Below are 25,903 nucleotides of genomic sequence, written 5' to 3'. Positions count from 1 at the left end.
ATTAGGTGAATAAGGCCTTCAGCTCAGTTGCGTCATCCGGCTTCATTTTTCCGGCCAAGACCAAACTCAATTGTTTTCTTCTTAATGCACCGTCATAACGTGTCTTTTCTAGATCAGTTTCAGGAGCAATTTGAGGAATTTCAACAGGTTTTCCTGTCTCATCTACCGCTACAAAAGTGTAGATTCCTTCATTTACTTTGGTTTTAGATCCAGATTGCCTGTCTTCTATCCAAACATCCACATAAATCTCCATAGAAGATTTGAATGCGCGAGATACTTTGGCTTCTATAGTTACCACACTTCCTACAGGAACTGATTTTTCAAAAGCCACATGATTTACAGAAGCTGTTACTACAATTCTTCTGGAATGACGACGTGCAGCAATACTACAAGCACGATCCATTCTTGCCAACAATTCTCCACCAAATAAATTATCTAAATAATTAGTTTCTCCCGGTAGTACAATATCTGTAAGTACAGTTAACGATTCACTAGGTGTCTTAGCTCTCATTTGTAAATTTTTTACAAAGATAGACAACGCTTTTTAGAGCGAATCACGAAAAATAGAGAAAATCAGGAATTTTTTAGTCGAATTTCTTTATCAACAACCAAGCATCTTTAGAATCTGCTTTTCTAATCTCAGCTAGACTTTGGTAGGCATCAGAAACCTTATAGAAAGATTCATAGGCAACTTGAATAAGGTCACTTTTGTTCTTACCTAAAATGTAAGCATTGTAACCTTTTGATTTAAGTTGATTTACTCTTTTTTGTGCGTTCTCTTTAAAATAGAAAGCACCGGCTACAACATGGTAAGGTTTTGGTAATTCTTTGGTTACGTTTAACTCAACCGTTGGTAGTGGATTATTGATGACAAAAGTGGCAGATTGAATCTTTTGATCCATTTCTGTTTTTTGTTTAGCAAATTCCAACTGATCTTGTTTGTTTTGGTAACCTGTCCAACCTCCGTATCCTAGAGTTAAAGCAATAGCTGCAGTTGCAGCATATTTGATAAATGCAGGAACTCCTTTTCTTTCCTGAGTAGCAGGAACCAAAGAAACAACCTTTTCAATAGGTCTTTCAATAGAACTAGAAGTTACAGAAGATAAACCGAAAGATGACATCAAGTAATTAACCTCAGTATTTGGCTCAAAAACCAATTGATTGTCTTGATTTAAATGAAGAGAACCTACTTTATCTAAAACCAAAGTTTCGGTTTTAACTTGGTGATTCCATTTACTCACGATCTCAACAATCTTTTGATTGGCTTTTTCAAAAGAAATGTTTTCTGCAGAAGCTACATAATTGGCCAATAGCCCATCATTATGTGTTAGGTGATGATTAAATCCTAACTGTTTAGATGGTGGATGAAACGTGTGACTTTGTGCATCAATTTGAGCGCTGATCTTATTTGTAATAAAACCTCCAAAATCAGGAACGATCACACAATCGTATCTATATAATAAGTCCTTTATGTATGTTGTTAATGCCATCAAAACAAAGATAGAAATTTTAACAAATGAAGGTTTAAAACTCAGAATTAATTATCAACAATAAATTTGTAACTTGAAAATCAAATAATTGCAATTTGAAAGAGAAGGAAATTCTTGCCGTTTTACGACTGCAAAAAACAAAACTCATTGGTGATATTTTGGTAAAAAAGCTGATCGCTACAGTTGGAAGCGCAGAACAAGTCTTTGCTGAAAAGAAACACGTACTTCAAAAAATTCACGGAATCGGAAGCTTGGCTATTGAGTATTTACATGATGAGTCAACACTCAGAATTGCCGAAAAAGAACTGAACTATATTAACAATAATAATATCAGATATCGATATTTTTTAGATGAAGATTACCCCTTAAACCTCCGGCACTGTATTGATGCTCCCATACTATTATTTGAAGATGGAAACATCCAGCTTTCTCAACAAAAGATCATCTCTATTGTTGGTACAAGAAACATGACAAACTACGGTCGTGACTTCTGTGAGAAACTTATTGAAGATCTTAGCCCTTATAACCCGATAATTGTAAGTGGGTTTGCTTATGGAGTTGATATCTGCGCCCACAAATCTGCTCTTAAGAACAACTTACAAACCATTGCGGTTTTGGCACATGGGTTGGAAAAAGTGTATCCTAGGAGTCATAAAAAATATATACATCAACTGAATAAAAACGGAGGGTTCTTTACTGAGTTTTTTCATGATGATGAGCCTTTACGAGAACATTTTTTAAAGCGCAATCGAATTGTAGCAGGACTGTCTGAAGCAACCATCATTATACAGTCTGCAGAAAAAGGAGGCTCTTTGGTAACCGCTGATATTGCCAATTCTTACAATAGAGAGGTGTTGGCTGTTCCGGGGAAAACCAATGATCTTATGAGTAAAGGTTGCAATCAATTGATAAAAAATAATCGAGCTCATTTATTGGAATCTTCGGAAGATATTGTGCAATTGTTGAATTGGGGTGCTCCAAAAGAAGCAAAACCAATTCAAAAGAGCTTGTTTGTGGAATTGACAAGCGTAGAGCAAAAGATTTATGACTATTTGAAAGAGAATAATCAGCAATTGCTAGATGTGATTGCTTTAGAAACAGGAATTCCTACGTATCAATTAGCTTCAGAGCTCTTGCAAATGGAACTCAAAGGAGTAATCAAACCCTTGCCGGGAAAATTGTTTGAATTGCGCTAATGTCATTCCCGAGAAATCGGGAATCCAGAAAAATAGTAATCATGAAAACGAACCATCAGTATTTTGTGTACATCTTAGCCAGTCAAAAAAACGGTACCCTTTACATTGGAATGACTAATAACTTACAAAGAAGAGTTTATGAGCATAAGATGGGAATTAAAAAAGGGTTTACCAAGAAGTATGGAGTTAATAGATTGGTCTACTATGAGACTTTCCAAGATGTAAATGAAGCGATAACTCGAGAAAAGCGATTAAAAAAGTGGAATCGAGCATGGAAAATTGAGCTTTTGGAGAAAGAAAATAACGAATGGAATGATTTGGCAAATGATTGGTATGACGATATTCTAATGGACTAGAATTGGATTCCCAATCAAGTTGGGAATGACAAATCAATCTTACCCCTTGTCATTCCCGAGAAATCGGGAATCCAGAGATCATTCTACCATAAATACCATTCTAAATACAGATTATTTAATTTCATAGACAATGATATCAGATCCTAAGTAAGTTTCGTTTAGATCATACCAATGTTTCATTCTTGGCATGGTCATGTCACCAATTTGAATACTCTTTTCAAAGTACAAACGCTCACCATTTTCAGGATCATTAAGAGAAACGATATCAATCCCTAATAAGCTAAAATCTTTATCTGAAAAATAAAGAGTCCAATGATTAGAAAAGACTTTTCTTTTTAACTCAATATCTAACTTATAAGCCGGTACTCCGTTAAAATTAGCTTCAGAAACAGTATTTATTTTTGATACCAATGTCTTGTTTAGCGACATAGGCAAGCCTAACATGGTGTGATATGAGTTTTTATAAATATTTACTCTCTCCGGTTGCAACATGTACTTCTTAATAGCCAATGAATCTTCTATAGATTTGTTATCCAATAAAACGGTCACATTTCCTTCAGTATTTACACCATAAGAAGCTATTTTCTCGCCACGATTTCTCATAAGTTTAAAAGCCCCATTCTTATTATTCATGTATACAAGAGAAAACCGTTCGGGGTTTTGTATTCTAGGTTCTTGAATTCTCAACGTAAACTCCGCAGTGCTCCATTGACCCTTTGGATCGTGATATTGAATGCTTTTTTCAAGAAGTTCTTTTCCTGAGAGTTGTTTCTCCGGAGAACTACAACTTGCTAAAGAGATAACCAGTAATAAAACAAAATAACGCATGATTGTTGATTTCTCACAAGATAAAGGAAAGATAGGGGAATTGATAATAAAATTTTGTTAAGCTATCTATTGTCTTTTTGTACGAATACTTTCAATAATTACGGTTGACAGAATCAAAGCACCTCCGATATAGGTATTTACATGCGGAATCTCATTCAAGAAGAAAAAGGCCAGAATGATTCCGAAAATTGGCTGTATGCTACTGATGATGGTTGCCGCAGAAGCTGAAAAGAATTTTAGTGAATGTACCATCAAACTATGACCTATAACAGTTGTGAGCAAGGCAATAAGAATAAGATAAGGGAACTGAGATTGGAATCCGGATAGATCCATAAAGGACAATACAGGTACTAAAACAACCGTAATAATAAGTGTTTGGTAAAACATGAGCATAGAACCATGATGATCTTTAGCATATCGTTTCATGATCAACATTCTTATAGCATAACAAAGAGCCGATAGAATACCAAATAAAATGCCTTTTACATCAGAACTTTCCAAGTTGAACTCCGGAGCCAAAATATAGATTCCTAGCAAGACAATAATACCTAAGACAATATGAATAGGGTTCAGCCTTTTTTTGGTGAAAAATGGCTCTAACAAAGCTGTAATTACCGGAAATGTAAATAAAGAAAGCATTCCCAGAGCTACATTAGAAAGTTTTAAAGCATAGAAATAAGTGATCCAGTGTGCTGCCATGAAAAAGGAAGCAACGATGAACGGAAAATGCTCTTTTTTGTATTGAATCTTTAAATTGATATTCCTATATCGACAGAATATAAAGAGAAATACTACAGAAAAAGAAGAGCGAAACCAAACAATCACTTCAGAAGGCATTGCTATATACTTTCCTAATACACCAGATGTGCTGATGAATAGAGTAGCGAGGAGTAAACCCGATAAATGCTGTAAGTGTTTGTTGTCTGACAATTAGATGCTTTTTAAAGTTTCCAATGCTTTGTGTACACTATCAATTTTGATAAAAGTAATCAATAATCGCAAACCACTTTTGGTTTGTTTCTCTTTCATTACGCAACTCTTAGAGTGCTGCTGAACGTATTTTAAAACTCTGGTAAAAGCTTCGGTTTGGTAAAACTCACTTTGCTGATCAGAAACAAAATACCCGATCATTCTTTTTTGCTTTAAAATGATTCTTTCCAACCCTAATTGTTTCGCAAGCCATTTGATGCGAACACTATCTAACAAATCAATAGCTTGAATTGGCAATTCTCCAAATCTATCTATCATTCGTTGCTCATACTCAAGAAGAGCATCTTCACTTTCAATAGTAGACAACTCATTGTACAAATTCAATCGTTCAGAAATAGCATTGATGTAATTGTCAGGGAAAAGAATCTCAAAATCTGTGTCAATTTGTACTTCTTTTACAAACTCCTTAGGACCTTTGGTTTCCGAACTGTATAATTCTTTGAATTCATTTTCCTTTAGCTCTTCAATAGCCTCACTTAAGATCTTCTGATAGGTGTCAAAACCAATATCATTAATAAATCCGCTTTGTTCTCCACCTAGCAAATCTCCGGCACCACGAATTTCTAAATCTTTCATGGCTATATTGATTCCGCTTCCCAAATCTGAGAACATTTCTAATGCTTGAATTCGTTTTCTAGCATCATCACTCATCATATGATAAGGTGGTGTAATAAAGTAACAGAAAGCCTTCTTGTTAGATCGTCCTACACGACCTCGCATCTGATGTAGATCTGAAAGTCCGAAATTGTTGGCGTTGTTAATGAAGATGGTATTGGCATTGGTTACATCCAAACCACTTTCTACAATTGTGGTAGAAACCAAAACATCAAACTCATTGTTCATAAAAGAAAGCATCAGGCTTTCTAGCTTCTTTCCTTCCATTTGCCCATGACCAATTCCAATTTTAGCATTCGGAACCAATCGTTGCAACATTCCCGCTACCTCTTTAATATTCTCAATTCTGTTATGGATAAAGAAGATCTGACCACCTCTGGAAATCTCATAAGTAATGGCATCTCTAATAATTTCTTCACTAAATCGAATTACTTGCGTGTCAATTGGATGACGGTTGGGTGGCGGTGTGCTGATTACAGACAGGTCACGAGCAGCCATCAAGCTAAATTGTAGCGTTCTTGGAATCGGCGTGGCGGTTAGTGTCAAAGTATCAACATTTTCCTTCAATGTCTTTAGTTTGTCTTTAACAGCAACTCCAAACTTCTGTTCCTCATCAATAATAAGCAATCCTAGATCTTTGAATTTGATCTTCTGATTGGTTAGCTGATGTGTTCCGATTACAATATCTACACTACCATCATTAATCCCTTCAATTACACCATTGCGCTGTTTGGTAGTTCTAAACCTATTTAGATAATCTACTTTGATCGGGAAGCCTTTCAGTCGTCTGGAAAAAGTTTTAAAATGCTGAAAAGCTAAGATGGTTGTAGGAACTAAAATAGCTACTTGCTTACCGTTGTCTACAGCTTTAAAAGCAGCTCTTATGGCTATCTCAGTTTTTCCAAAACCAACATCACCACAGACCAAACGATCCATAGGTTGCTCACTCTCCATGTCTTTTTTAACATCTTGAGTAGCGGTAAACTGATCGGGAGTATCTTCAAATAAGAAACTTGCCTCCAACTCATGTTGCATATGTGTATCTGGACCGTAGGCAAAACCTTTTTGCATTTTTCGTTTTGCATACAGTTGAATAAGATCATAGGCAATTTCCTTAACTCGTTTTTTCGTTTTTTGTTTGATCTTCTTCCAAGCCGCCGATCCCAATTTGTAGATCTTAGGGGGTTTTCCGTCTTTTCCGTTAAACTTGGAGATCTTGTGAAGTGAATGGATGCTCACATACAAAATATCGCGATCGCCATAAATAAGTTTAATGGCTTCTTGTTTTTTCCCTTCGACATCAATTTTTTGCAAACCACCAAACTTTCCAATTCCATGATCGATGTGTGTTACATAATCACCAACACTTAAATTGTTGAGTTCTTTTAAGGTGATGGATTGCTTTTTAGCGTACCCGTTTTTGAGACGAAACTTATGATAACGCTCAAAGATTTGATGATCTGTATAACAAACGATTTTTTCATCCGTATCTATAAACCCTTGATGTAGTGGAAAAACAACAGTTTGGTAATGAACCTCTTGATCTATATCGTTAAAAATATCTTCAAAACGCTGTGCTTGTTGATCGTTGGCGCAGAAAAGAAAATTTTGAAACCCTTTCGAGTGATGCTCGTTCAAATTTTCGATCAGTAGATCGAATTGCTTGTTAAAAGAAGGCTGCGGACTTGTATTGAATACAATCTCTGAGCTAAGAGGAGTCGTTGCGCCAAAATGAGCGACTGTAAAGTCGTTCAGTTGATCTTTGATAAAGCTACCATCGCAAAACAGGTCTTTAGGTTGTGAGTGATTTAATTCTTTTGATAACTCTTCAAATGCACCTACTGCTTTTTCAAACAACTTATCCAATCGCCCAGCCAGCAGGTCTGCATTTTTGGTAAAAACAATGGTTTTAGATGAGACATATTTTAGAAAGCTTTCACGTTTTTCTTGCAGAGCTTTGTTCTCTACATTGGGCATGATACTTACTTTCTTTAGTTTCTCCTTAGAAAGCTGTGTTTCTACATCAAAAGTTCTAATGCTATCTACTTCATCTCCAAAAAATTCAATTCGATAAGGCTCGTCATTAGAAAAAGAGAATACATCAATAATTCCACCTCGAACAGAAAATTCGCCCGGTTCAGTTACAAAATCAACACGGTTAAAATTGTACTCGAACAAAACCTCATTGACAAAATCTAACGAAAGATTTTCGCCGATAGATACTTTTAAAGTATTTCTTTCTAGTTCTCTTTTGGTGACTACTTTTTCAAATAAAGCATCCGGATAGGTAACTATAATAGCAGGTTTCTTTCGAGAATTGATGCGGTTCAATACTTCAGAACGAAGTAGAATATTTGCGTTGTCTGTCTCTTCAATCTGATAAGGTCTTCGATAAGATCCGGGATAGAAGAGTACATTTTTTTCGCCAATCAATTGCTCTAGATCATTCAGATAATAAGCAGCTTCTTCCTTATCGTTAAAGATAAGAACATAAGGCTTTTCGGCGTTTTTAAAAGTTTCGGAAATGACAAAAGACAACGACGACCCGACCAAATTCGTAATCTGAAAATGGTGTCGTTCTCGTTGGATCTCTTTTAAAATCTGCGATGTTCTTGCAGACTTTTGATACTGAGTGACAATAGCCTGTTTGCTCAACGAAAAATAATTTTCTGCAAATGTACAGCCTTCCTCATTAAATAATAGCTAAAAACTTGAATTTGTGAGATAATACAATAACTTTGGCAAATCTTAGTTATAAGGTAACTAACCGAGGGGTAAAAACAATCATATGAAAAGAATTATTGCGATTGCAATTTTGCTATGTACTTTCAGTACAACATTTGCTCAAAACAAAGAACATAAATGGACCGTTGGTGTTAGTGGTTCTTTTATAAATTTCGGGGATGCAGGGTTTAATAGCCCATTGAAAGAGAGATACAATATCCAAGCTCCTAAAATTACAGTTTCTAGATATATGTTTTCTGGGATTATTTTAGACGCAGGAGCTACATTAAGTTTTATAGATAAGGTAGACGGTTTTTATAACAATGCCTTTAATTACTTCTCGTTAGACGGAAACGTTCGCTATGATTTTAACTTATCAGACGAAAATTTGGTTCCTTATATCGCCATTGGAGGAAGTATCGTTGGAGCGCCTAGTACTATAGAAGGATCTAAAGCATCACCTACATTAAATTTCTCTTTCGGAGGAACATTTTGGTTCTCTCACCATTGGGGTTTAAATGCACAAGGAACATATAAATACTCTCCAGACGATATTCAAAGTATGCGTTCACACTCTCAATTCTCAGTAGGATTGGTGTACAGTTTGAGCCCAAGAGTATTGGTATACAGATTGTGGGACGGCCGTAGGAGGTAAGCAATAATAGCAAAAAAGATATTTGAAATCAGAAGCGAAAGCTTCTGATTTTTTTATTCTTCATTTAAAATATTTATCACTTTTCTAGGAGATAAATACTCAAAATAACGACCGGTTACTCGAAACTTTTCATCCAAAACAATCATAGCCGGTAAAGAAAAAGGTCGCCCTTTTCGTGAAGCCAATAACAAAGGAATCTCATGAGTAGGGCGTCGCTTTTTACCCGCTTCTTTATTATAAAATTTCTTGCCCTCAAAAACAATCGTATCTCGAGTTTCGGCATTCATTTTTACAGCGTAATACTCGGCATTCAGAATCTCAATAACTTTAGAATCACGATAGGCTACCTTGTCCATTTTTTTACAGTAGGCACACCAATCCGCATAAAAAGAGATAAACACCTTTTTCGGTTTTATAGCTAAAGAATCACTCAGTTGCTCAAAAGAGATCCAATTGATCTTTTGTGCTTGAGCAGAGGTTTTTAGAGTTGACAATGTCAACCCTAAGAAAAGAAACAAAATCACACTGTATTTTATACTCTTCATAATTTCTTAGTACCTAATGCAATTTCCCAAATTTAATTCCAAAGAAAAAGGTTCTCGGTGCATTAGGACCATAAATATAATCTGAATCTCTGGTTGGACCCGTATCAAAATCATTCTGATAACTGTTGAAGAGGTTTTTTACACCCAAAGAAAAAGTCGTCATAAAATTCTCGTTAAAGTCGATGTGAGACTCTAACTTTAGATTTAGGTCGAAAAAAGAATCTACCTCATTCAATTGTAAAAATCCGGTATCACTAATCACTCTTGGAACTGTCATCGATCCTGTGTAGGTTCCCGTAACATCTATATTAAACACTTCACCCGGAATCCAAGAAGCATTCATATATCCGTAGAAATTTGGATTTCTTACAAACTCATCTACAATTACATCAGACTCGCCCAGAGTTCCGTCAGTTTCAAACAAAACCTGAGGTTCGTCGTATGTAGAGCGCTGAATGGTTCCTCCAATTTGGAACTGCCATTTAGGATTAGGAGAAACACCAAACTCAAAATTAGACCCGTATACCTTAGCTCCCGATCCATTACGAACTTCTTCCAAAATAGAACCATTAGGTAATACAGCTCCGGTACTTACCAAGGTAAATGGATCTTGAAGTGTAGTGTAGAATCCTTCCAGTAAGAAATCCATTTGCAACAAGTTTACATTCTTAGAAAAGTTAAAAGAACCCGTATAGGCATTAGAAAACTCCGTTTTTAAATTGTCCGATAAAATTACAAACTGAGGCTCTCCACCTACACTCGAAATGTGAAGATCTTCATTAAATGCTTGTGAAGCTCTAAAACCTCGGGCATAACCACCTCGGAATTTTAGATCTTTCGTCAATTGATATAAAATGGTTAGGCGAGGAGAGAAAGCGGTTTGATTAACATCTACAGCTCTGTCAATACCTCCAATAGAATAACTTCCATTTACATTTACATTGTCTAAGCGAGCTCCAACCAAAGCAGTAAACTTCTCAGAAGGTTTCCACTCGTACTGAGCATAAGCGCCCAGAGAGTTTACTTTCTGATCGATCAAGCGGTTGTATCCCGGAATCTGATCTTCAGTATTCGTATGATTGTATTCAATCCCTGTAGTTAGAACATCATTGTTCTTCAAAGATTTGGTAAACTGAATTCCGTTGATCCAAGCCAAATCTTTGGTGGTTCCAAAAGCATTGTTGGCCAAAATACTGTCTTGACGAGTTCTTCCGCCACCAAGACCTCCATAATAACTTCCTCTGTCTGTATAAGAAGCCGATGTGTATACTTGAAGCTTTCCGGTGTCGTCTTTACTATATACTTCATATTCTGCACCTCCAATAAAAGTATCATGATCCAACTCTTCAGTAATATCTGTAAACTGTGGAGCCAAATCTAATTTATCTCCACCACGTCTGTATTCTTTAATAGAATTTAAGTTGATGGAAATCTTGCTTTTTTCTGTAGGTTTTATAAATGCTTTTGCACCTACGGTAGTATTTCTTAGTTCTACCAGTTCGGTAAAGCCATCTCCATTAGCATCATAGCTTTCTCTGTTTCTGTAAGTTCCAAATAGAGAGATTCCGCTATTCAGATCATCAGCAACAATAGATGTGTTAAAAGTAACAGAACGATCCATCGCTTCGCCATCAACCAAGGCTAAGTTGGTACCAATTTCCCAAGTATTTAAAATAGGGTCTTTGGTAATTACATTTACAGTACCTGCAATAGCACTTGAACCATAAAGTGCAGAACCACCACTTCTAACTACTTCAATGCGTTCAATAATATTAGTTGGAATTTGCTCTAAACCATATACCCCGATCAAAGAAGTAAACACAGGCCTACTGTTCAAAAGAACCTGAGTATAACCTCCATCCAAACCGTTTAGGCGAACTTGTGTAAATCCACAGTTCTGGCAATTCGTTTCAACACGAACTCCGGGAGCATAATTTAACCCATCTGCCATAGAGAGCGATTGGGTAGCCGTAAGCAAGCGAGTTTTTAAAGTTGATACAACCACTGGAGCATTTCGCTTTTCTACACGATTACGAGTTGCACTGATGACAACTTCATCCAGTCCCAAAAGATCTTCAATCAGTTCAAAGTTTAAAGTAAGGTTCTCTTTTGCTTTAACCTCAATTGTTTTTGAAACTTTTCGATACCCTTGAGAACTTACTTCTATTATTAATTTTCCGGGAGCAACTTCCAGTTGATACTTTCCGTTTTCATCAGCACTGGTTCCTTCAGTGCCATCTTTTACATAAATAAAAGCAAAAGGTACAGACTCGCTAGAAGAGCTGATCTTTCCGTTGATAGTGGCCTTGTCTTGTGCATAAAGAGAGAAGCTAAAGCACAGTAAAAGAATATATATAAAGGATTTTGATCCCATTGTATGATTAAATTTTTTGACAAAAGTAACTAAATTTTTAGACTTGCCTAAAAATATTTTTAAATAACTAAAAATAAACTATATTTGCCTCGTTGATCATCGCTTATGTTTACTCTTTCTGAAGAAAATTATTTAAAAGCAATTTTTCACCTTGAAGCTGTTTCCGGAAAAGGAATCAGTACCAATGCTATTGCGAGAAAGTTGGATACCAAAGCATCTTCGGTAACAGATATGATTAAGAAGCTGGCAGATAAAGATGTGTTGGTTTATAAAAAGTATCAAGGAGTTACTTTAACAGATCTTGGAAGAAAGACAGCTGCTAATGTGATTAGAAAACATCGTCTATGGGAAGTGTTCTTGGTTGATAAATTGAATTTCTCCTGGGATGAGGTACATGATGTTGCTGAACAATTAGAGCATATTAAATCTCCAAAGCTGATCAATGAATTGGATGCCTTTTTAGGTTTCCCAAAAACCGATCCTCATGGTGACCCGATCCCGGATAAAGAAGGAAACTTTCATAATATTGAAAAAAGATTGTTGGCTACACTAAAAGAAGGAGAATTCGGAATTTGTGTAGGAGTAAATGATTCGTCAACAGAATTCTTACAATATTTAAGTAAACATGAGATCTCCTTAGGGCAAAAGATACAAGTTGTGCAAATTGAGCCTTTTGATGGTTCTTTAAAAATTGCTGTAGAAGGAAAACAGATTTCAATTTCAAATAAAATTTCAAACAATATTTATTTACAATCATAATGAGCACATTTGATCAATTAGTGGCTTTTGGAAAAGAGCATCCCATTCAAGCAGCTTTATATGCTTCGCTTTTCACTTGGGGATTAACAGCTCTTGGAGCTAGTTTGGTCTTTTTCTTTAAGAAAATGAATCGAGCTGTCTTAGACGGAATGCTAGGTTTTACAGGAGGAGTAATGGTAGCTGCCAGTTTTTGGAGTTTGTTATCACCAGCCATAGACAACAGTCCGGGAGAAGGCTTTGTAAAAGTCATTCCTTCGGCAATTGGTTTTGCTTTAGGAGCACTTGCATTGTTTGGAATGGACAAATGGTTACCACACTTACATATCAACTTTAAAGAGTCTGAAGCAGAAGGAGTAAAGACCAATTGGCATAAAACAACTTTGCTAGTATTGGCAATTACCCTACATAACATTCCTGAAGGTTTGGCAGTTGGAGTGCTTTTTGGAGCTGCTTCTACTTTGGTGGGTGTAGAACAAACAGAGATGATTATTGCTGCAATTACATTGGCCATTGGTATTGGAATTCAGAATTTCCCGGAAGGTTTTGCTGTAGCCATGCCATTAAGAAGACAAGGAGTAAGCAGAAGAAAGAGTTTTTGGTACGGACAATTATCTGCAGTTGTAGAGCCAATAGCTGCTGTATTAGGTGCGTTGGCAGTTTCTTTCTTTACGCCAATTTTACCTTATGCATTAGCATTTGCTGCAGGTGCTATGATCTTTGTTGTAGTAGAAGAAGTAATTCCCGAAACTCAGAGAGACAAGTATACAGATATTGCCACATTAGGATTTATAGGTGGCTTTATTGTGATGATGTCACTAGACGTAGGACTAGGGTAAAACACATAAGAAATAAACGAAGAGCCAAACAATTTCTGTTTGGCTTTTTGTATTTTGCAACAAAATAATTCTTTGCAGTCAGAATCAACTTTTCAGGTATACAATGCTTCCGCAGGTAGCGGTAAAACCTTTACTTTGGTTAAAGAATACTTGAAGATTCTCTTATCTAACGAAGATATTTTCACTTTTCAACGAATTCTGGCAATCACTTTCACCAACAAAGCGGCAGCTGAGATGAAAGAAAGGGTCTTGAAAAACCTCAAGGATTTTTCCGAAAATGAGGAAACAGCAATCTCTAAGATCATTTTAGAAGAAACAGCAATTGATAGAAATACACTTCAAAAAAGAAGTGAGAAGATTTTACAGGCCATACTACAAAACTATTCGGCTTTTTATATCACTACTATTGATAGCTTCACATATAAGATTATCAAAAGTTTTGCTTTTGATCTGGGGTTGAGTCAGAATTTTGAGGTAGAGATGGATGCACAAGAATTGTTAGATGAAGCCATTGATGTTCTAATCTCAAGGATTGGAACCAATAAAGAGTTAACAGAAGTGTTGATAGACTACTCTTTAGAAAAGACAGATGATGATAGATCGTGGGATATTTCAAGAGATCTCTCTGAATTTGCGCGAGTATTATTGAATGAGGAAGATGTAGCTCACTTTAGAAATTTGACAGACAAATCGTTGAAAGATTTTAGAGCATTGCAACGAAAACTTTCAAATCATCAAAAAGAAGCTACAGAAAAAATCAAGGCAATTGGTGCAGAAGCATTAAAGATAATTGATACCATGAATCTAGAGTTTGGAGATTTTTATCGATCAATGCTGCCCAATCACTTTTTGGCATTAAGTAAAGATCCGGGAACGGCTAAATTTTTTGATGCCAGCAGTCTAAAAACAAGAATAGAAGAAGGTATGTTTTATGCAAAATCCAAGCCGGATGATGTAAAAACAGCTATTGAAGGGATTTTACCTGAACTCCTTCGTTTGTACGAAGAATCAGAATATTTATATAGAAGTTTGATCACAAGCAGATTGGTGTTACGAAGCATCATTCCGTTGGCAGTGTTAAATCATATCAATCAAGAACTGAATGAGATCAAAGAAGAAAACAATTTGCGATTGAATGCAGAATTCAATCAACTCATTTCAGATCACATTCAAGATCAACCTGCTCCTTATATATATGAGCGAATAGGTCAGAGGTTTACCCATTACTTTATTGATGAAATGCAGGATACATCTGTCTTGCAGTGGAAAAATCTAATTCCTTTAATAGACAACTCCCTATCTCAAGAAAACACAAGTTTATTATTGGTAGGTGACGGAAAGCAAGCAATCTATCGTTGGAGAGGAGGTAAAGCAGAGCAGTTCATTGGTTTGGGATCAGATAATGAAGGTTCAGATAATCCTTTTTTGATTCCTAAAAGTGTACGAGAACTGGAAGTAAATTATCGAAGTTATAGTGAAGTTATAAGCTTTAATAATTCCTTTTTCAAATACGCCTCACAGTTTATTGGGAACCTTTCATACAAAGAACTGTTCTTAGACAAATCTTATCAAAAAGAAAATGAGAATAAAGGAGGATATGTTTCAGTATCCTTTATAGAGAAAGCTGAGAGTAAGCAAGAAGATCAACTCAAATATCCTAAGAGAGTACTGGAAATCATTCGATCTCTCGACTCGGGTTTTTCTTTAGGTGATGTATGTATTCTAACAAGAAAGAAGAGTGAAGGAGTGGCTGTGGCCAATTACCTCTCTGAAAACGGAATTGAAATTGTTTCTTCAGAAACATTATTGCTTACCAATAGTAAGAAAGTGAATTTCTTGATCGATTTCTTACGATACACCTTGTATCCTAATGACAAAGAATCTCTATTGAGCCTTTTAGATTTTTTATACGAGCATTTGCATGTTACAGAAGATAAACATGCTTTCTTTGAAACACATATAGAGAGTGACATTCAAAGTTTTTTTGAAGCTTTACGAGAACAAGGTTGTCATTTTGATATTGTAGATTTTCAACAATTGCCAATTTATGAGAAAATAGAACAGATCATCAGATCTTTTCACCTTCAAACTACTCCAGATGTATATGTACAGTTCTTTTTAGATGAAGTCTTACTACAGCAAAAGAAAGAAGCCGGTGTGCAAGAGTTCTTAGATTTTTGGAATCTAAAAAAGGACAAGTTAAGTGTGGTAAGTTCTGAAAATCCCGATGCTGTAAAGATTATGACAATTCATAAATCTAAAGGATTGGAGTTCCCGGTAGTTATTTTCCCTTGCGATGTACATATTTATGGAGAGCTAAAGCCAAAAGCTTGGTTAAAAACAAATGATACTGATTTTCCTGAGTTGATGGTGAATCTTACCAAAGACATTCAATATGTAAGTAATGAAGGAATGACTCTTTATAAGCAGAGAAGACAAGAGTTGGAGTTGGATAATTTTAATCTTTTATACGTAGCCTTAACAAGAGCTGCGGAACAATTGTATGTTGTTACAGAAAAGAAGATTTCCAGCAAAGGTATTGTGAACACAAACTATTTTTCGGGAGTTTTTATTTCCTTTTTACAATCCGAAGAACTTTGGAATGATGATCAGCAAGAGTATTCTTTTGGTAGTAGAGAAAAGCAAAGCAAACAAAAAAAGCCGATTTCCCAAGCTAGAAAACATCAAACCTTCATAAGCACATCATGGAAAGATCATCAAATAGATTTACTGGCAAGTTCTTCGAAGTTTTGGGGGACAAAAAGAGGAGAAGCTATTGATTTTGGTGACTTGATTCACGAAATGATGTCTCATATCTTAACAAAAGAAGATGTAGAAAGAGTTGTAGAACGTTATTTAGAAGAAGGTAGCTTGGATGCAAAAGAAGTATCCGAAGTTAAGAGCCTCATCAATGCTATTGTAACAGATAGCAAACTGGAAACATATTTTTCTAAAGAAGTTCAAGTGCTTAATGAGCGTGAAATAATGGGGCAAAATGGTCAATTAGTTATACCTGATCGTTTGGTCTTTACAGATAAAGACAAAGTAGTTATTATCGACTACAAAACCGGAAGTCAACAAGAAGAGCATCACAGGCAATTAAATGGATATTCCACCGTGTTGCAATGGTTGGGATATAGTACAGAAAAAAAGATTCTTATTTACATTAATGAATCTATTAGTATAGAAGAATTTTAAAGTATTTTTACAACCTCAAAACAAATCAAAATAATATCAGTAGAGTTATGTACGGAGCAATAAAAGATCACTTACAAAAGGAGATTCAAGAAATAAAAGATGCCGGATTGTACAAATCAGAACGCATTATTACATCTTCACAAGATGCAGTTATTAAAATTTCAACAGGAGAAGAAGTAATTAACTTTTGTGCAAATAACTATTTAGGATTGTCAAACAACCCGGAAGTTATTCAGGCGGCAAAAGATACCTTAGATACACATGGTTTTGGAATGTCTTCTGTACGATTTATTTGCGGAACTCAAGATATTCATAAAGAACTGGAGGCTAAGATTGCAGAGTTTTACCATACTGAAGATACTATTTTGTATGCAGCTGCTTTTGATGCAAACGGAGGAGTTTTTGAGCCTTTGCTTACAAAAGATGACGCAATTATTTCTGATAGCTTAAACCATGCATCTATTATTGACGGTGTTCGTTTGTGTAAAGCAGCTAGATATCGTTATGAGAACAATGATATGCAGGCTTTAGAGGAGCAGTTGATTGAAGCGTCAAAACAAAACCACCGTTTTAAGATCATTGTAACCGACGGTGTCTTTTCTATGGACGGAATTGTGGCAAAGCTTGATGAGATTTGCGACTTAGCAGAAAAATACGATGCTTTGGTTATGGTAGATGAATGCCATGCTGCCGGGTTTATTGGAGCAACAGGAAGAGGAACATTAGAACTAAAGAATGTCTTAGGAAGAGTAGATATTGTTACAGGAACTCTTGGGAAAGCATTAGGAGGTGCTATGGGAGGATATACCACAGGGAGAAAAGAAATTATAGATATTCTTAGACAAAGATCCAGACCATATTTGTTCTCTAACTCGTTAGCGCCTGCTATTGTTGGGGCTTCTCTTAAAGTTTTCGATTTGCTTTCTAACGATACAAGCCTACGAGATAAACTGGAATGGAATACCAATTATTTCAGAACAGAAATGGAAAAAGCCGGTTTTGATTTAGTAGGGGCAGATGCGGCTATAGTGCCAGTAATGCTGTATGATGCCAAGCTTTCGCAGGTAATGGCAAACAAGCTTTTAGAAGAAGGTATTTATGTAATAGGTTTCTTCTTTCCGGTAGTTCCTAGAGAAAAAGCAAGAATACGAGTACAATTATCTGCTGCTCATAACAAGGAACATTTGGACAAAGCAATAGCTGCATTTACCAAAATTGGTAAGGAACTCAAAGTTATATAAACCAGTGAAAAACTTGCTTTTCTTGGAAGATTTTGTAGATTTGTCTTTGTAATTAGTAATGAACAAGTTACTTTTGCCAGTATATAAAGAACTTTTAATTTAAATTTATTATAATGAAACAATTAAAATTAGCTGTGATAGCTTTATTTACGTTAGTAGCAGTTAGCAGTGCAAATGCTCAAGATTCCAATAACCCTTGGGCGTTCAGTTTAGGTGTTAATGTTGTTGATTTTAGAGGAGACAAAGGTTTAGAAAATATCGCTAAAGATTTCTTAGGAAGCTCAGATTGGAACTTCTTAAGCAGCATCTCTAGAATTACAGCAGAAAAATACTTAGACAAAGGTTTCACTTTACAAGGAGCTATGTCTTTGAACGAGATTCAAAACTTCAAAGAACAAAATGATACTAATAACGCAAGATATTATGCATTTGATGTAAATGTAAAGTATGACTTGAACAACTTAGTTGGAGACACATCTTGGTTTGATCCTTATGTATTATTAGGAGGAGGTTACACATACCTTGATTTTCAAGCTGAAGACCAAAGAGAGGGAACTCTTAATATTGGTTATGGATTCAACTTCTGGTTAGATGAAAATATTGGTATTAACTATCAAGCAACTGTTAAGAAAGAGTTCGCTGATAAAGTGCCAGATCATTTCCAACAATCTTTAGGTGTAGTTTTCCGTTTCGGGGGAAAGGACACTGACGGTGACGGAGTATACGACAAGGATGATGCTTGTCCAGACGTTGCCGGGTTAAAAGAATTTAACGGATGTCCTGATTCTGACGGAGACGGTATCAAAGATGGAGACGATGCTTGTCCTAATGTTGCTGGTTTAGCTGCATTAAACGGATGTCCTGATTCTGATGGAGACGGTATCGCTGACAAAGATGATATGTGTCCAAACGACAAAGGAACTAAAGCAAACAACGGATGTCCTGATACTGACGGAGACGGTGTTGTTGATAAAGATGACAAGTGTGCTACTGTTGCAGGACCTGCAGCTAACGGAGGATGCCCATGGCCAGATACTGACGGAGACGGAGTATTAGACAAAGATGACAACTGTAAGAACGAAGCTGGACCTGCTTCTAACAACGGATGTCCAGAGCCAGTAATTTCTGAAGTAGCTGAGAAGAAAATCGGTGAATTCGCTAAGACTATCTTATTTAACTCAGGAAGAGCTACTTTCAAAAAAGGAGTTTCTGAAAAGTTAGACGGAATCGTAACTATCATGAAAGAATTTCCTAAAGCTACTTTCGTAGTAGAAGGACACACTGATAGCACAGGTAGCGATAAAATCAACGATAAGTTATCTGCTAAAAGAGCAGCAGCTGTTAAAGATTACTTAGTAAAGAATGGAATCGATGCTTCTAGATTAGATTCTAAAGGATTTGGATCTAAGAACCCAATCGATACTAACGATACTAGAGCTGGTAGAGCTAACAACAGAAGAGTAGAAATTAAAGTTACTAACGAGTAATTTTTACTTCAAAATATACAAGAAGCCTCATCATTTGATGAGGCTTTTTTTTTGTCTCTTTTTTTCTGAATAATATAATTCAAAAAGCTTTTCATTTTCAGGGAAATAAATTACCTTTGCAGCCAAAATAAGAGGGATTTATTTCCTCACATAACATTTCAATTTTAAAGTTAAAATAATGTCTACAATAACAGGAAAAGTTTCTCAGATTATCGGTCCAGTAATTGACGTGGAATTTAACACTGAGGCAACAGAGCTTCCAAAGATTTACGATTCGTTAGAAATTAAGAGACCTGACGGTTCTACTCTTGTTTTAGAGGTTCAACAACATGTTGGAGAAGATACAGTTCGTACGATCTCTATGGATGCAACTGATGGATTACAGAGAGGTCAAGAAGTAATTGCTACTGGAAATCCAATTCAAATGCCAATTGGAGGAGATATCTACGGAAGATTATTCAACGTAACTGGTGATGCAATTGATGGTCTTGGTGATTTACCTAAAGAAGGTGATAATGGATTACCAATTCACAGAGCGGCACCTAAATTCGAAGAATTATCTACTTCTACTGAAGTTCTTTTCACAGGAATTAAAGTAATCGACTTAATCGAGCCTTATGCAAAAGGAGGTAAGATTGGATTATTTGGAGGAGCTGGAGTAGGAAAAACAGTATTGATTCAGGAATTGATTAACAACATTGCAAAAGGTCACGGTGGACTTTCAGTATTTGCTGGAGTAGGAGAAAGAACTCGTGAAGGAAATGACCTTTTAAGAGAGATGTTAGAATCTGGAATTATCAAATACGGAGAAGACTTCATGCACTCTATGGAAGATGGAGGATGGGATCTTTCTAAAGTAGACAAAGATGGAATGAAAGATTCTAAAGCTACTTTCGTATTCGGACAGATGAATGAGCCACCAGGAGCACGTGCTAGAGTTGCTTTGTCTGGTTTAACTATCGCTGAGTACTTCCGTGATGGAGCTGGAGATGCTCAAGGAAAAGACGTTCTTTTCTTCGTAGACAACATCTTCCGTTTTACACAAGCAGGATCTGAGGTATCTGCACTTCTTGGACGTATGCCTTCTGCGGTAGGTTACCAACCAACATTGGCAACTGAGATGGGAGCAATGCAAGAGCGTATTACTTCTACTAAGAAAGGATCTATTACATCTGTACAGGCGGTATATGTACCTGCGGATGACTTAACTGACCCTGCACCTGCAACAACCTTTGCTCACTTAGATGCTACTACAGTATTGTCGCGTAAGATTGCTGAGCTTGGAATCTATCCTGCGGTAGATCCATTAGATTCTACTTCAAGAATCTTAACTCCAGAAATCTTAGGAGACGATCACTACAACTGTGCACAAAGAGTAAAAGAGTTATTACAACGTTATAAAGAATTACAAGATATTATTGCAATCTTAGGTATGGAAGAATTATCTGAAGAAGATAAATTAGCTGTATCTAGAGCAAGACGTGTTCAGCGTTTCTTATCTCAACCTTTCCACGTAGCAGAGCAGTTTACTGGAATCCCAGGAGTATTAGTAGATATCAAAGACACTATCAAAGGATTCAATATGATCATGGATGGTGAATTAGATCACTTACCTGAAGCTGCTTTCAACTTGAAAGGAAAAATCGAAGATGCTATTGAAGCAGGGGAGAAAATGTTAGCTGAAGCTTAATCTTAAAAAGATTATTTTATGCATTTAGAAGTTGTATCACCCGAAGCTATCTTATTTTCATCAGAAGTAGATTCTATTGCAGTTCCTGGAACTAATGGAGAATTTCAGATGTTAAATAATCACGCACCTATAGTTTCTACTTTAAAAGAAGGAACTGTTAAGATTCATGTACACACTCAAGAACATTTAGAGCTTGATGATTTGCATGGAAAGCTTGTAAAGCATGCTGATGACGATAAGATCTTAACAATCGCTATCCAATCCGGAACGATTGAATTTAAAGATAACAAAGCAATTATTTTAGTAGACTAAAGTAATTCTCAATAAAGAAAAAAGCCCTAACCAATTTGGTTAGGGCTTTCTTTTTGTTCTGTATTGAAGTAAGAAGCAAATATAAGGAGTTGTAGAGCTTTTTTTATGTGAAGAGAACCACTCTAGATTCATTTTGATTTGATCAATTTAAGTGGGTTAAAATGACTTTAAATAGCAGAGCGTAGTGTGTAAATAAAAAACCCAGCCAAATGGCTGGGTTTTGTTATGAATAACATACGTTCTTCTTAGTTACGTATTTTGATGTTGTCAATTTCGTAAGTACCGTTGAAGTTGTTGTCAGCATCGTTTCCGGTATATCTGAAAGCAAAGTGTACTGTTCCAGATCCACAAGAAAGGTCTACAATTCCAGAATCAAACCAAGTTCCGAAGAAATCAGAATCCTGAACAATGTACGCTGCAGGAACTAATCCCCAAGTAGCAGTTGCAATATTAGCAGGGTTTCCATCCCAGTCGTTAGAGAATAATAATTCTAATTCACTACTATCAGAGAAACTGTTAGATGATTGGAATGATAAAGTAGCTCCAGGGTTTGCATCTAAATCTATAGCAGGAGTAATCAACCAAGAGATTGTACTAGCGTCTCCAGAACCAAAAGCTCCAACTCTTACAGAAACACCTAAAGAAGCATTTGTACCACCAGCAGTATATGCCTCAAATCCTTCAGTACCTTCTTGGATATAGTTAGTCCATCCGTTACCACTTACCAATTGGAAAGGAACTTGAGTTTCAAAATCATCATCAAATAAAACATTACTTCCTTCAGTTGTAGCAATACCACAATTTAAAATAGTAGGATCACATCTCTCGTCATTTGTAAAGTTGATATCTTCAGGAGAGTTAATTACTAAGGTATAGAAGCTATCAAAGAAGTCTCTTGTTAAAATACCGTCGATACTACCTCTGTTAGCTGGTAATGGAAGCGATTTAAAGTCAGAGAAAGTACTTGTACTTAAAACGATAGCAGTATTTCCAGGACAAGTTTCTAATGTTCTCTCTCCATCAAACTGATCAGTTGGCTCTCCAGCAAATGTTAATGGTCTAGTACCTAAAACTTCATCTCTGTTAAATTGTACATCTGTTAAACGGATAAATAAGTTCTCTTTGTCATTTGAGAAATCAGAAACACTCAATTCTAATGGAGTGATAGTAGCTACTTCACTATCTCTAATAATGTGCTCGTTTCTTAATGGAGCAGGAATCTTATCGATCTCATTTCCACTTCTAACTCCAATTTGAAGTACTCCGTTATCTTCAGCTACTGTTAATCCATCTAATTTGATATATACTTTTCTACCAAACTCATATAATGTATACAAAGGATTTACATCAATTTGTACAACAATTCCTGCAGTAGGATTCGAAGGTGCATTTTGTAATACAATCTCTTCAAAGAAGTTTCCTCCTTCATCACTAGAAATTACATAACCAGTCATATATCTGCTATTACCATTTGGTAAAGGCTCGAAAGTAAAAATACCTCCTTGTTGTGTAAATTCTCCAATCACAGCATTGATATCCATCACGATATCATTCGCCCCAGGAGTAAATGCTACATCCGTCGAAATAGGCGTGTTAAAATCATCTTTTTCTACACAGGCATTGAACGTAGTCAATCCAATGAAAAGAATGAATAATTGAAATTTTTTAAATGTTCTCATCTTTTTTTTATTGATATTTTTTTAAAATCTTAAGTATACGTTTACGAAGTAGGTTGTTCCATTTCCAAAGAAATATCTGTTTCCGAATAATGGTCCTCCTTCTTGGTTTTGTTCAGCGATTTGATCTCTGTATCCAATTCTTCTAGATTGCTCAAATCCACCTGTTCTGTATTCTTGGTTAAATACGTTGTTGATTGTAGCAAAGAATCCGATGAAGTAATCACCAACTTTCCAAGATTTACCTCCTGTTAGATTTACTAACATATAACTGTCAAACTGTTCTTGTTGTAAAAGTCCTCTAGCAACAGTTTCGTCAAAATCATTAAATGTATATCCGCTGATGTTTCCTCCCTGAGTTAATAATGCATCAGGAACTAAATCGAAATCAACAGCAAAAGCTCCAGATCTTTTTAAAGCACTAGGATCTACGAAAGCTCTAGAGAAGTGGTTAGCAGTTGCTCCAAACCACCAGTAATCCGGATCGCGGTATTCAAAACCAATTTGGAATGCTCTCTCAGGACCTCCGGCTACATGTAAATCTTTTAGCTTAGTAGTACCATCACCAAAAGTTCTACGTCTTTCTCCGTTCTGTGCCATGTTTGGTTGAAAGTCATCACTTGCGTAATAAACATTAGGATTGTTATTGTATGTAAACTGCCCCATAGAAGCAACTCCTTTTAACTTAATTGTAGGAGTAACTTGAGCTTCAATTCCTAATTCACCACCAAAGTTTCTTCTTTCAATATTGGTAACAACCTCTTGTGTGAAAGTAGAACCACTTTCAGTAAAGAAGAAGTTAATGTCTGTTCCGTCAGTAAATGTTGTATGATATCCAGTAAGTCTCGCTCTAACTATTGGAGTTCTTAAGATATAACTAGCATCAATTGTATGGATCTTTTCACTTTCTAAACCTCTTACTGTAATGTTATTTTGTCTTGCGTTCTCAAACGAGTTTCTGATCGTTGGAGCCTTAGTTAAATACGCAGTGTTAAAGTCTAATAAGTGTTGTCCTGTTATTTTATAAGTCAATCCTCCTTTTACACCAAAGTTGCTAAAAGAAAGTTTTTCACTTTCTCCATAAGAAAGATTTCCTTGGAAGTATCCGTTTTCATACAAACCATTTCTTTGATAATTAGTTTGGCTTGCACTAGCTCCTAAGTAAAAATCAACTTTAGAATAATTAAATTGAGCTTGAGCGAAAGATTCTAAAACAGATGCTTCCATTTCATAGTTGTACTTATAACGCTCACCTGATCCTACAATTCTATTAGGATTTCTCACATCACTTTGAGCAACGTTATCTAAGATTTGACCATTTTGAGATGTTTGTACCTCTTCAGCAAAGAAATCTACATCTAAGTATCCGGTACCATCTAAAAGGTCTTTGATACGTGCGTATGTTTCACTATTTAATTTTCTGTATCCTACAGAAGCATTTAATTTAATATTGTCGGTCAATTCTGAGAATAAGATCGAATTAAAAGATAATTGATCATCATCTACACGATCTTCTTGTATAACGTAGATTGCATTGTATCCTAAAGCAGCTTGTCTTTGGTTTGCTCCAAACAGATCTTCCCAATTCAGTTGTCCGTTATTTACAAACTCTTGCTGTGCTATGTATGCTTGTTGGTAGTTAAAAGAGGTAAGGTCATCAAAACGCAAGTGGTAACTTGGTAAGTTTTGGTAATAATCTGGAGAAGGGTTTCTAGCACCTCCTAAATAGATGTCTTGACCATTAAAAGTTACTCTTCTTGTACCACCATTATCAATTCTGGTGTTTCCTGTAAATCCTGTTTGGTAAGCAATATTGGTATTCAAAGTAGTTTTCTCTGAAATATCCCAATAGTGATTTAACATAAAGATAGGTTCAACAATTCTACGCTCTCTAGCATTTTTTTGTTCTCCGTTAATCTCTCCCCAGAAAGGATTGTATTGTCTTCCTTTTAAGCTGTGAATCTCATTAGTAAGAGCAGTAGAACGTCCTCTTCTGTTTTGAGCATAAATAAAGTTGAAGTTCAAGCTGTGATCTTCACCTAATTGCTTTTCAACAGCAGCAAAGAAAGAGTTCGAATCATACAAAGTAGCATCAATGTATCCTTGATCTCCAAATCTTCTAGAAGCTAAAATAGCATAAGACCATCCATTATCTCTAGGTCCAGAGCTATAACTAGCCATAACTCTACCTTGGTAACTTCTGTTAGCAGAAGCAAAAGAAACTCTTGCTCCTTCTCCGTAAGCAGAAGCTCTCATAGTAATATGATTAACTCCGGCAATGTCTCCAAAAGTATTCTCGTTAGGACTTACTCCTCTTGTGAAGGCTTGGTTTCTCTGAAGATCATTTAATCCTCCCCAATTAGCCCATTGAGGTCTTCCGTTTAATAATTTGTTCATCTCCAATCCGTTGATCAAAACCTTCCCGTTAGCATTGTCAAGTCCACGAGGTCTAAAGAAGGTAGCACTAAAGTCAAATGCTGCAGCGCTTAAGAAAACATCACGAGATGATTGTAAAAGTCCAGCGATATTATCTGTAAACCCATCATCAGAGTTCAATTCATCATCAGTAATGTTTACAATACTGATGTCTTGCTCCTCAGTAAGATCTTTATACAAATAGATCGTTCCTAAGTCTACAGGTTTTCCTGATAATTCAACTGGAAAATTTTGAGTTTCATACCCTTTGAATACTATCTCAACGATATAACTACCGTTAGATAGATTCTCAATGATGAAAGCTCCTTTTTCGTTGGTAAGAATACTCGTTGTCGTATTCTTAATGTTGACAGTGACTCCCACCATAGGGTTTTCGTTGTCACTATCCACAACAACCCCTTTGATACTGTTTTGAGCAAAAACGCTAAAACATAGGCACAAAGAGAGCCATAAAGTTGCGATGATTTTTTTCATTGAATGTGTAATTGATTTAAG

The 25,903-nt window shown here is 36.0% G+C and carries 19 protein-coding genes; 10 read left to right on the top strand and 9 right to left on the bottom strand.

Annotated features, from left to right (window positions below; genetic code table 11):
* Position 1: 1 nt before the first annotated feature.
* Together ACFSRZ_RS04510 and ACFSRZ_RS04505 are read right to left on the bottom strand one after the other, a co-directional pair.
* On the bottom strand, positions 2 to 511 hold the full coding sequence (locus ACFSRZ_RS04510; RefSeq protein ID WP_379665327.1) for an acyl-CoA thioesterase: 510 nt from the start codon (positions 509 to 511) through the stop codon (positions 2 to 4).
* Between the two features lie 73 nt (positions 512 to 584).
* Positions 585 to 1,490 (bottom strand): HU domain-containing protein, encoded by a 906-nt coding sequence (locus ACFSRZ_RS04505; protein ID WP_379665326.1) that lies wholly within the window; start codon positions 1,488 to 1,490, stop codon positions 585 to 587.
* 95 nt (positions 1,491 to 1,585) lie between these two features.
* On the opposite strand from ACFSRZ_RS04505, the gene dprA reads away from it, so the two are divergent.
* Both dprA and ACFSRZ_RS04495 read left to right on the top strand, forming a co-directional pair.
* Positions 1,586 to 2,686, top strand: a complete 1,101-nt coding sequence (gene dprA, locus ACFSRZ_RS04500) for a DNA-processing protein DprA (protein ID WP_379665325.1) — start codon at positions 1,586 to 1,588, stop codon at positions 2,684 to 2,686.
* A 41-nt stretch (positions 2,687 to 2,727) separates the two neighbouring features.
* On the top strand, positions 2,728 to 3,042 hold the full coding sequence (locus ACFSRZ_RS04495; RefSeq protein WP_379665324.1) for a GIY-YIG nuclease family protein: 315 nt from the start codon (positions 2,728 to 2,730) through the stop codon (positions 3,040 to 3,042).
* A gap of 111 nt (positions 3,043 to 3,153) precedes the next feature.
* On the opposite strand, the gene ACFSRZ_RS04490 is transcribed toward ACFSRZ_RS04495, so the two are convergent.
* The 3 genes from ACFSRZ_RS04490 to mfd all read right to left on the bottom strand — a co-directional run bounded on the left by ACFSRZ_RS04490 (position 3,154) and on the right by mfd (position 8,130).
* A complete protein-coding gene (locus tag ACFSRZ_RS04490) occupies positions 3,154 to 3,870 on the bottom strand; it encodes a DUF6503 family protein (RefSeq protein WP_379665323.1) in 717 nt (238 codons plus the stop codon).
* A gap of 66 nt (positions 3,871 to 3,936) precedes the next feature.
* Positions 3,937 to 4,800 carry a DMT family transporter gene (locus ACFSRZ_RS04485; protein WP_379665322.1) on the bottom strand — a complete coding sequence of 288 codons (864 nt, stop codon included), beginning with the start codon at positions 4,798 to 4,800 and terminating at the stop codon, positions 3,937 to 3,939.
* Positions 4,801 to 8,130 (bottom strand): transcription-repair coupling factor, encoded by a 3,330-nt coding sequence (gene mfd / locus ACFSRZ_RS04480; RefSeq protein ID WP_379665321.1) that lies wholly within the window; start codon positions 8,128 to 8,130, stop codon positions 4,801 to 4,803.
* A 133-nt stretch (positions 8,131 to 8,263) separates the two neighbouring features.
* On the opposite strand from mfd, the gene ACFSRZ_RS04475 reads away from it, so the two are divergent.
* Entirely contained in the window at positions 8,264 to 8,854 is a 591-nt protein-coding gene (locus tag ACFSRZ_RS04475) for an outer membrane beta-barrel protein (protein WP_379665320.1), read from the top strand.
* 53 nt (positions 8,855 to 8,907) lie between these two features.
* Here ACFSRZ_RS04475 and ACFSRZ_RS04470 read toward each other — a convergent pair whose 3' ends face one another.
* Both ACFSRZ_RS04470 and ACFSRZ_RS04465 read right to left on the bottom strand, forming a co-directional pair.
* Positions 8,908 to 9,399 carry a thioredoxin family protein gene (locus tag ACFSRZ_RS04470; protein WP_379665319.1) on the bottom strand — a complete coding sequence of 164 codons (492 nt, stop codon included), beginning with the start codon at positions 9,397 to 9,399 and terminating at the stop codon, positions 8,908 to 8,910.
* Between the two features lie 13 nt (positions 9,400 to 9,412).
* Positions 9,413 to 11,773 (bottom strand): TonB-dependent receptor, encoded by a 2,361-nt coding sequence (locus ACFSRZ_RS04465; RefSeq protein ID WP_379665318.1) that lies wholly within the window; start codon positions 11,771 to 11,773, stop codon positions 9,413 to 9,415.
* Between the two features lie 105 nt (positions 11,774 to 11,878).
* Between ACFSRZ_RS04465 and ACFSRZ_RS04460 the strand changes: the two genes are divergently transcribed.
* The 7 genes from ACFSRZ_RS04460 (at position 11,879) to ACFSRZ_RS04430 (ending at position 21,296) form a co-directional block, all read left to right on the top strand.
* Positions 11,879 to 12,532, top strand: coding sequence for a metal-dependent transcriptional regulator (locus ACFSRZ_RS04460; RefSeq protein WP_379665317.1), 654 nt, complete (start codon positions 11,879 to 11,881; stop codon positions 12,530 to 12,532).
* Positions 12,532 to 13,368, top strand: a complete 837-nt coding sequence (locus ACFSRZ_RS04455) for a ZIP family metal transporter (RefSeq protein WP_379665316.1) — start codon at positions 12,532 to 12,534, stop codon at positions 13,366 to 13,368. The genes ACFSRZ_RS04460 and ACFSRZ_RS04455 overlap by 1 nt, the downstream gene beginning before the upstream one ends.
* A gap of 72 nt (positions 13,369 to 13,440) precedes the next feature.
* Entirely contained in the window at positions 13,441 to 16,566 is a 3,126-nt protein-coding gene (locus ACFSRZ_RS04450) for a UvrD-helicase domain-containing protein (RefSeq protein WP_379665315.1), read from the top strand.
* Positions 16,567 to 16,613: 47 nt separating this feature from the next.
* Positions 16,614 to 17,807: a glycine C-acetyltransferase gene (gene kbl / locus ACFSRZ_RS04445; protein ID WP_379665314.1), complete on the top strand. Its 1,194-nt coding sequence runs from the start codon at positions 16,614 to 16,616 to the stop codon at positions 17,805 to 17,807.
* Between the two features lie 113 nt (positions 17,808 to 17,920).
* A complete protein-coding gene (locus ACFSRZ_RS04440; RefSeq protein WP_379665313.1) occupies positions 17,921 to 19,294 on the top strand; it encodes an OmpA family protein in 1,374 nt (457 codons plus the stop codon).
* Positions 19,295 to 19,472: 178 nt separating this feature from the next.
* On the top strand, positions 19,473 to 20,984 hold the full coding sequence (gene atpD, locus ACFSRZ_RS04435) for a F0F1 ATP synthase subunit beta (RefSeq protein WP_379665312.1): 1,512 nt from the start codon (positions 19,473 to 19,475) through the stop codon (positions 20,982 to 20,984).
* Between the two features lie 18 nt (positions 20,985 to 21,002).
* Positions 21,003 to 21,296, top strand: a complete 294-nt coding sequence (locus ACFSRZ_RS04430; protein WP_379665311.1) for a F0F1 ATP synthase subunit epsilon — start codon at positions 21,003 to 21,005, stop codon at positions 21,294 to 21,296.
* Between the two features lie 245 nt (positions 21,297 to 21,541).
* Here ACFSRZ_RS04430 and ACFSRZ_RS04425 read toward each other — a convergent pair whose 3' ends face one another.
* On the bottom strand, positions 21,542 to 22,975 hold the full coding sequence (locus ACFSRZ_RS04425; protein ID WP_379665310.1) for a DUF5689 domain-containing protein: 1,434 nt from the start codon (positions 22,973 to 22,975) through the stop codon (positions 21,542 to 21,544).
* A 21-nt stretch (positions 22,976 to 22,996) separates the two neighbouring features.
* Positions 22,997 to 25,882: a carboxypeptidase-like regulatory domain-containing protein gene (locus ACFSRZ_RS04420; protein ID WP_379665309.1), complete on the bottom strand. Its 2,886-nt coding sequence runs from the start codon at positions 25,880 to 25,882 to the stop codon at positions 22,997 to 22,999.
* Positions 25,883 to 25,903 lie beyond the last annotated feature (21 nt).

It is taken from the genome of Pseudotenacibaculum haliotis, assembly GCF_042684245.1.
Classification (GTDB): domain Bacteria; phylum Bacteroidota; class Bacteroidia; order Flavobacteriales; family Flavobacteriaceae; genus Polaribacter; species Polaribacter haliotis_A.
This window is presented reverse-complemented; position numbering and strand designations above follow the sequence as displayed.

Bases quoted from the DNA above. Each gene is read 5' to 3' on its own strand.
- ACFSRZ_RS04475 (WP_379665320.1), top strand. From the start codon at position 8,264: ATGAAAAGAATTATTGCGATTGCAATTTTGCTATGTACTTTCAGTACA.
- ACFSRZ_RS04495 (WP_379665324.1), top strand. From the start codon at position 2,728: ATGAAAACGAACCATCAGTATTTTGTGTACATCTTAGCCAGTCAAAAA.
- ACFSRZ_RS04470 (WP_379665319.1), bottom strand. From the start codon at position 9,399: ATGAAGAGTATAAAATACAGTGTGATTTTGTTTCTTTTCTTAGGGTTG.
- ACFSRZ_RS04440 (WP_379665313.1), top strand. From the start codon at position 17,921: ATGAAACAATTAAAATTAGCTGTGATAGCTTTATTTACGTTAGTAGCA.
- ACFSRZ_RS04425 (WP_379665310.1), bottom strand. From the start codon at position 22,975: ATGAGAACATTTAAAAAATTTCAATTATTCATTCTTTTCATTGGATTG.
- ACFSRZ_RS04490 (WP_379665323.1), bottom strand. From the start codon at position 3,870: ATGCGTTATTTTGTTTTATTACTGGTTATCTCTTTAGCAAGTTGTAGT.
- ACFSRZ_RS04510 (WP_379665327.1), bottom strand. From the start codon at position 511: ATGAGAGCTAAGACACCTAGTGAATCGTTAACTGTACTTACAGATATT.
- ACFSRZ_RS04420 (WP_379665309.1), bottom strand. From the start codon at position 25,882: ATGAAAAAAATCATCGCAACTTTATGGCTCTCTTTGTGCCTATGTTTT.
- kbl (WP_379665314.1), top strand. From the start codon at position 16,614: ATGTACGGAGCAATAAAAGATCACTTACAAAAGGAGATTCAAGAAATA.
- ACFSRZ_RS04460 (WP_379665317.1), top strand. From the start codon at position 11,879: ATGTTTACTCTTTCTGAAGAAAATTATTTAAAAGCAATTTTTCACCTT.
- ACFSRZ_RS04455 (WP_379665316.1), top strand. From the start codon at position 12,532: ATGAGCACATTTGATCAATTAGTGGCTTTTGGAAAAGAGCATCCCATT.
- ACFSRZ_RS04430 (WP_379665311.1), top strand. From the start codon at position 21,003: ATGCATTTAGAAGTTGTATCACCCGAAGCTATCTTATTTTCATCAGAA.
- ACFSRZ_RS04465 (WP_379665318.1), bottom strand. From the start codon at position 11,773: ATGGGATCAAAATCCTTTATATATATTCTTTTACTGTGCTTTAGCTTC.
- ACFSRZ_RS04505 (WP_379665326.1), bottom strand. From the start codon at position 1,490: ATGGCATTAACAACATACATAAAGGACTTATTATATAGATACGATTGT.
- atpD (WP_379665312.1), top strand. From the start codon at position 19,473: ATGTCTACAATAACAGGAAAAGTTTCTCAGATTATCGGTCCAGTAATT.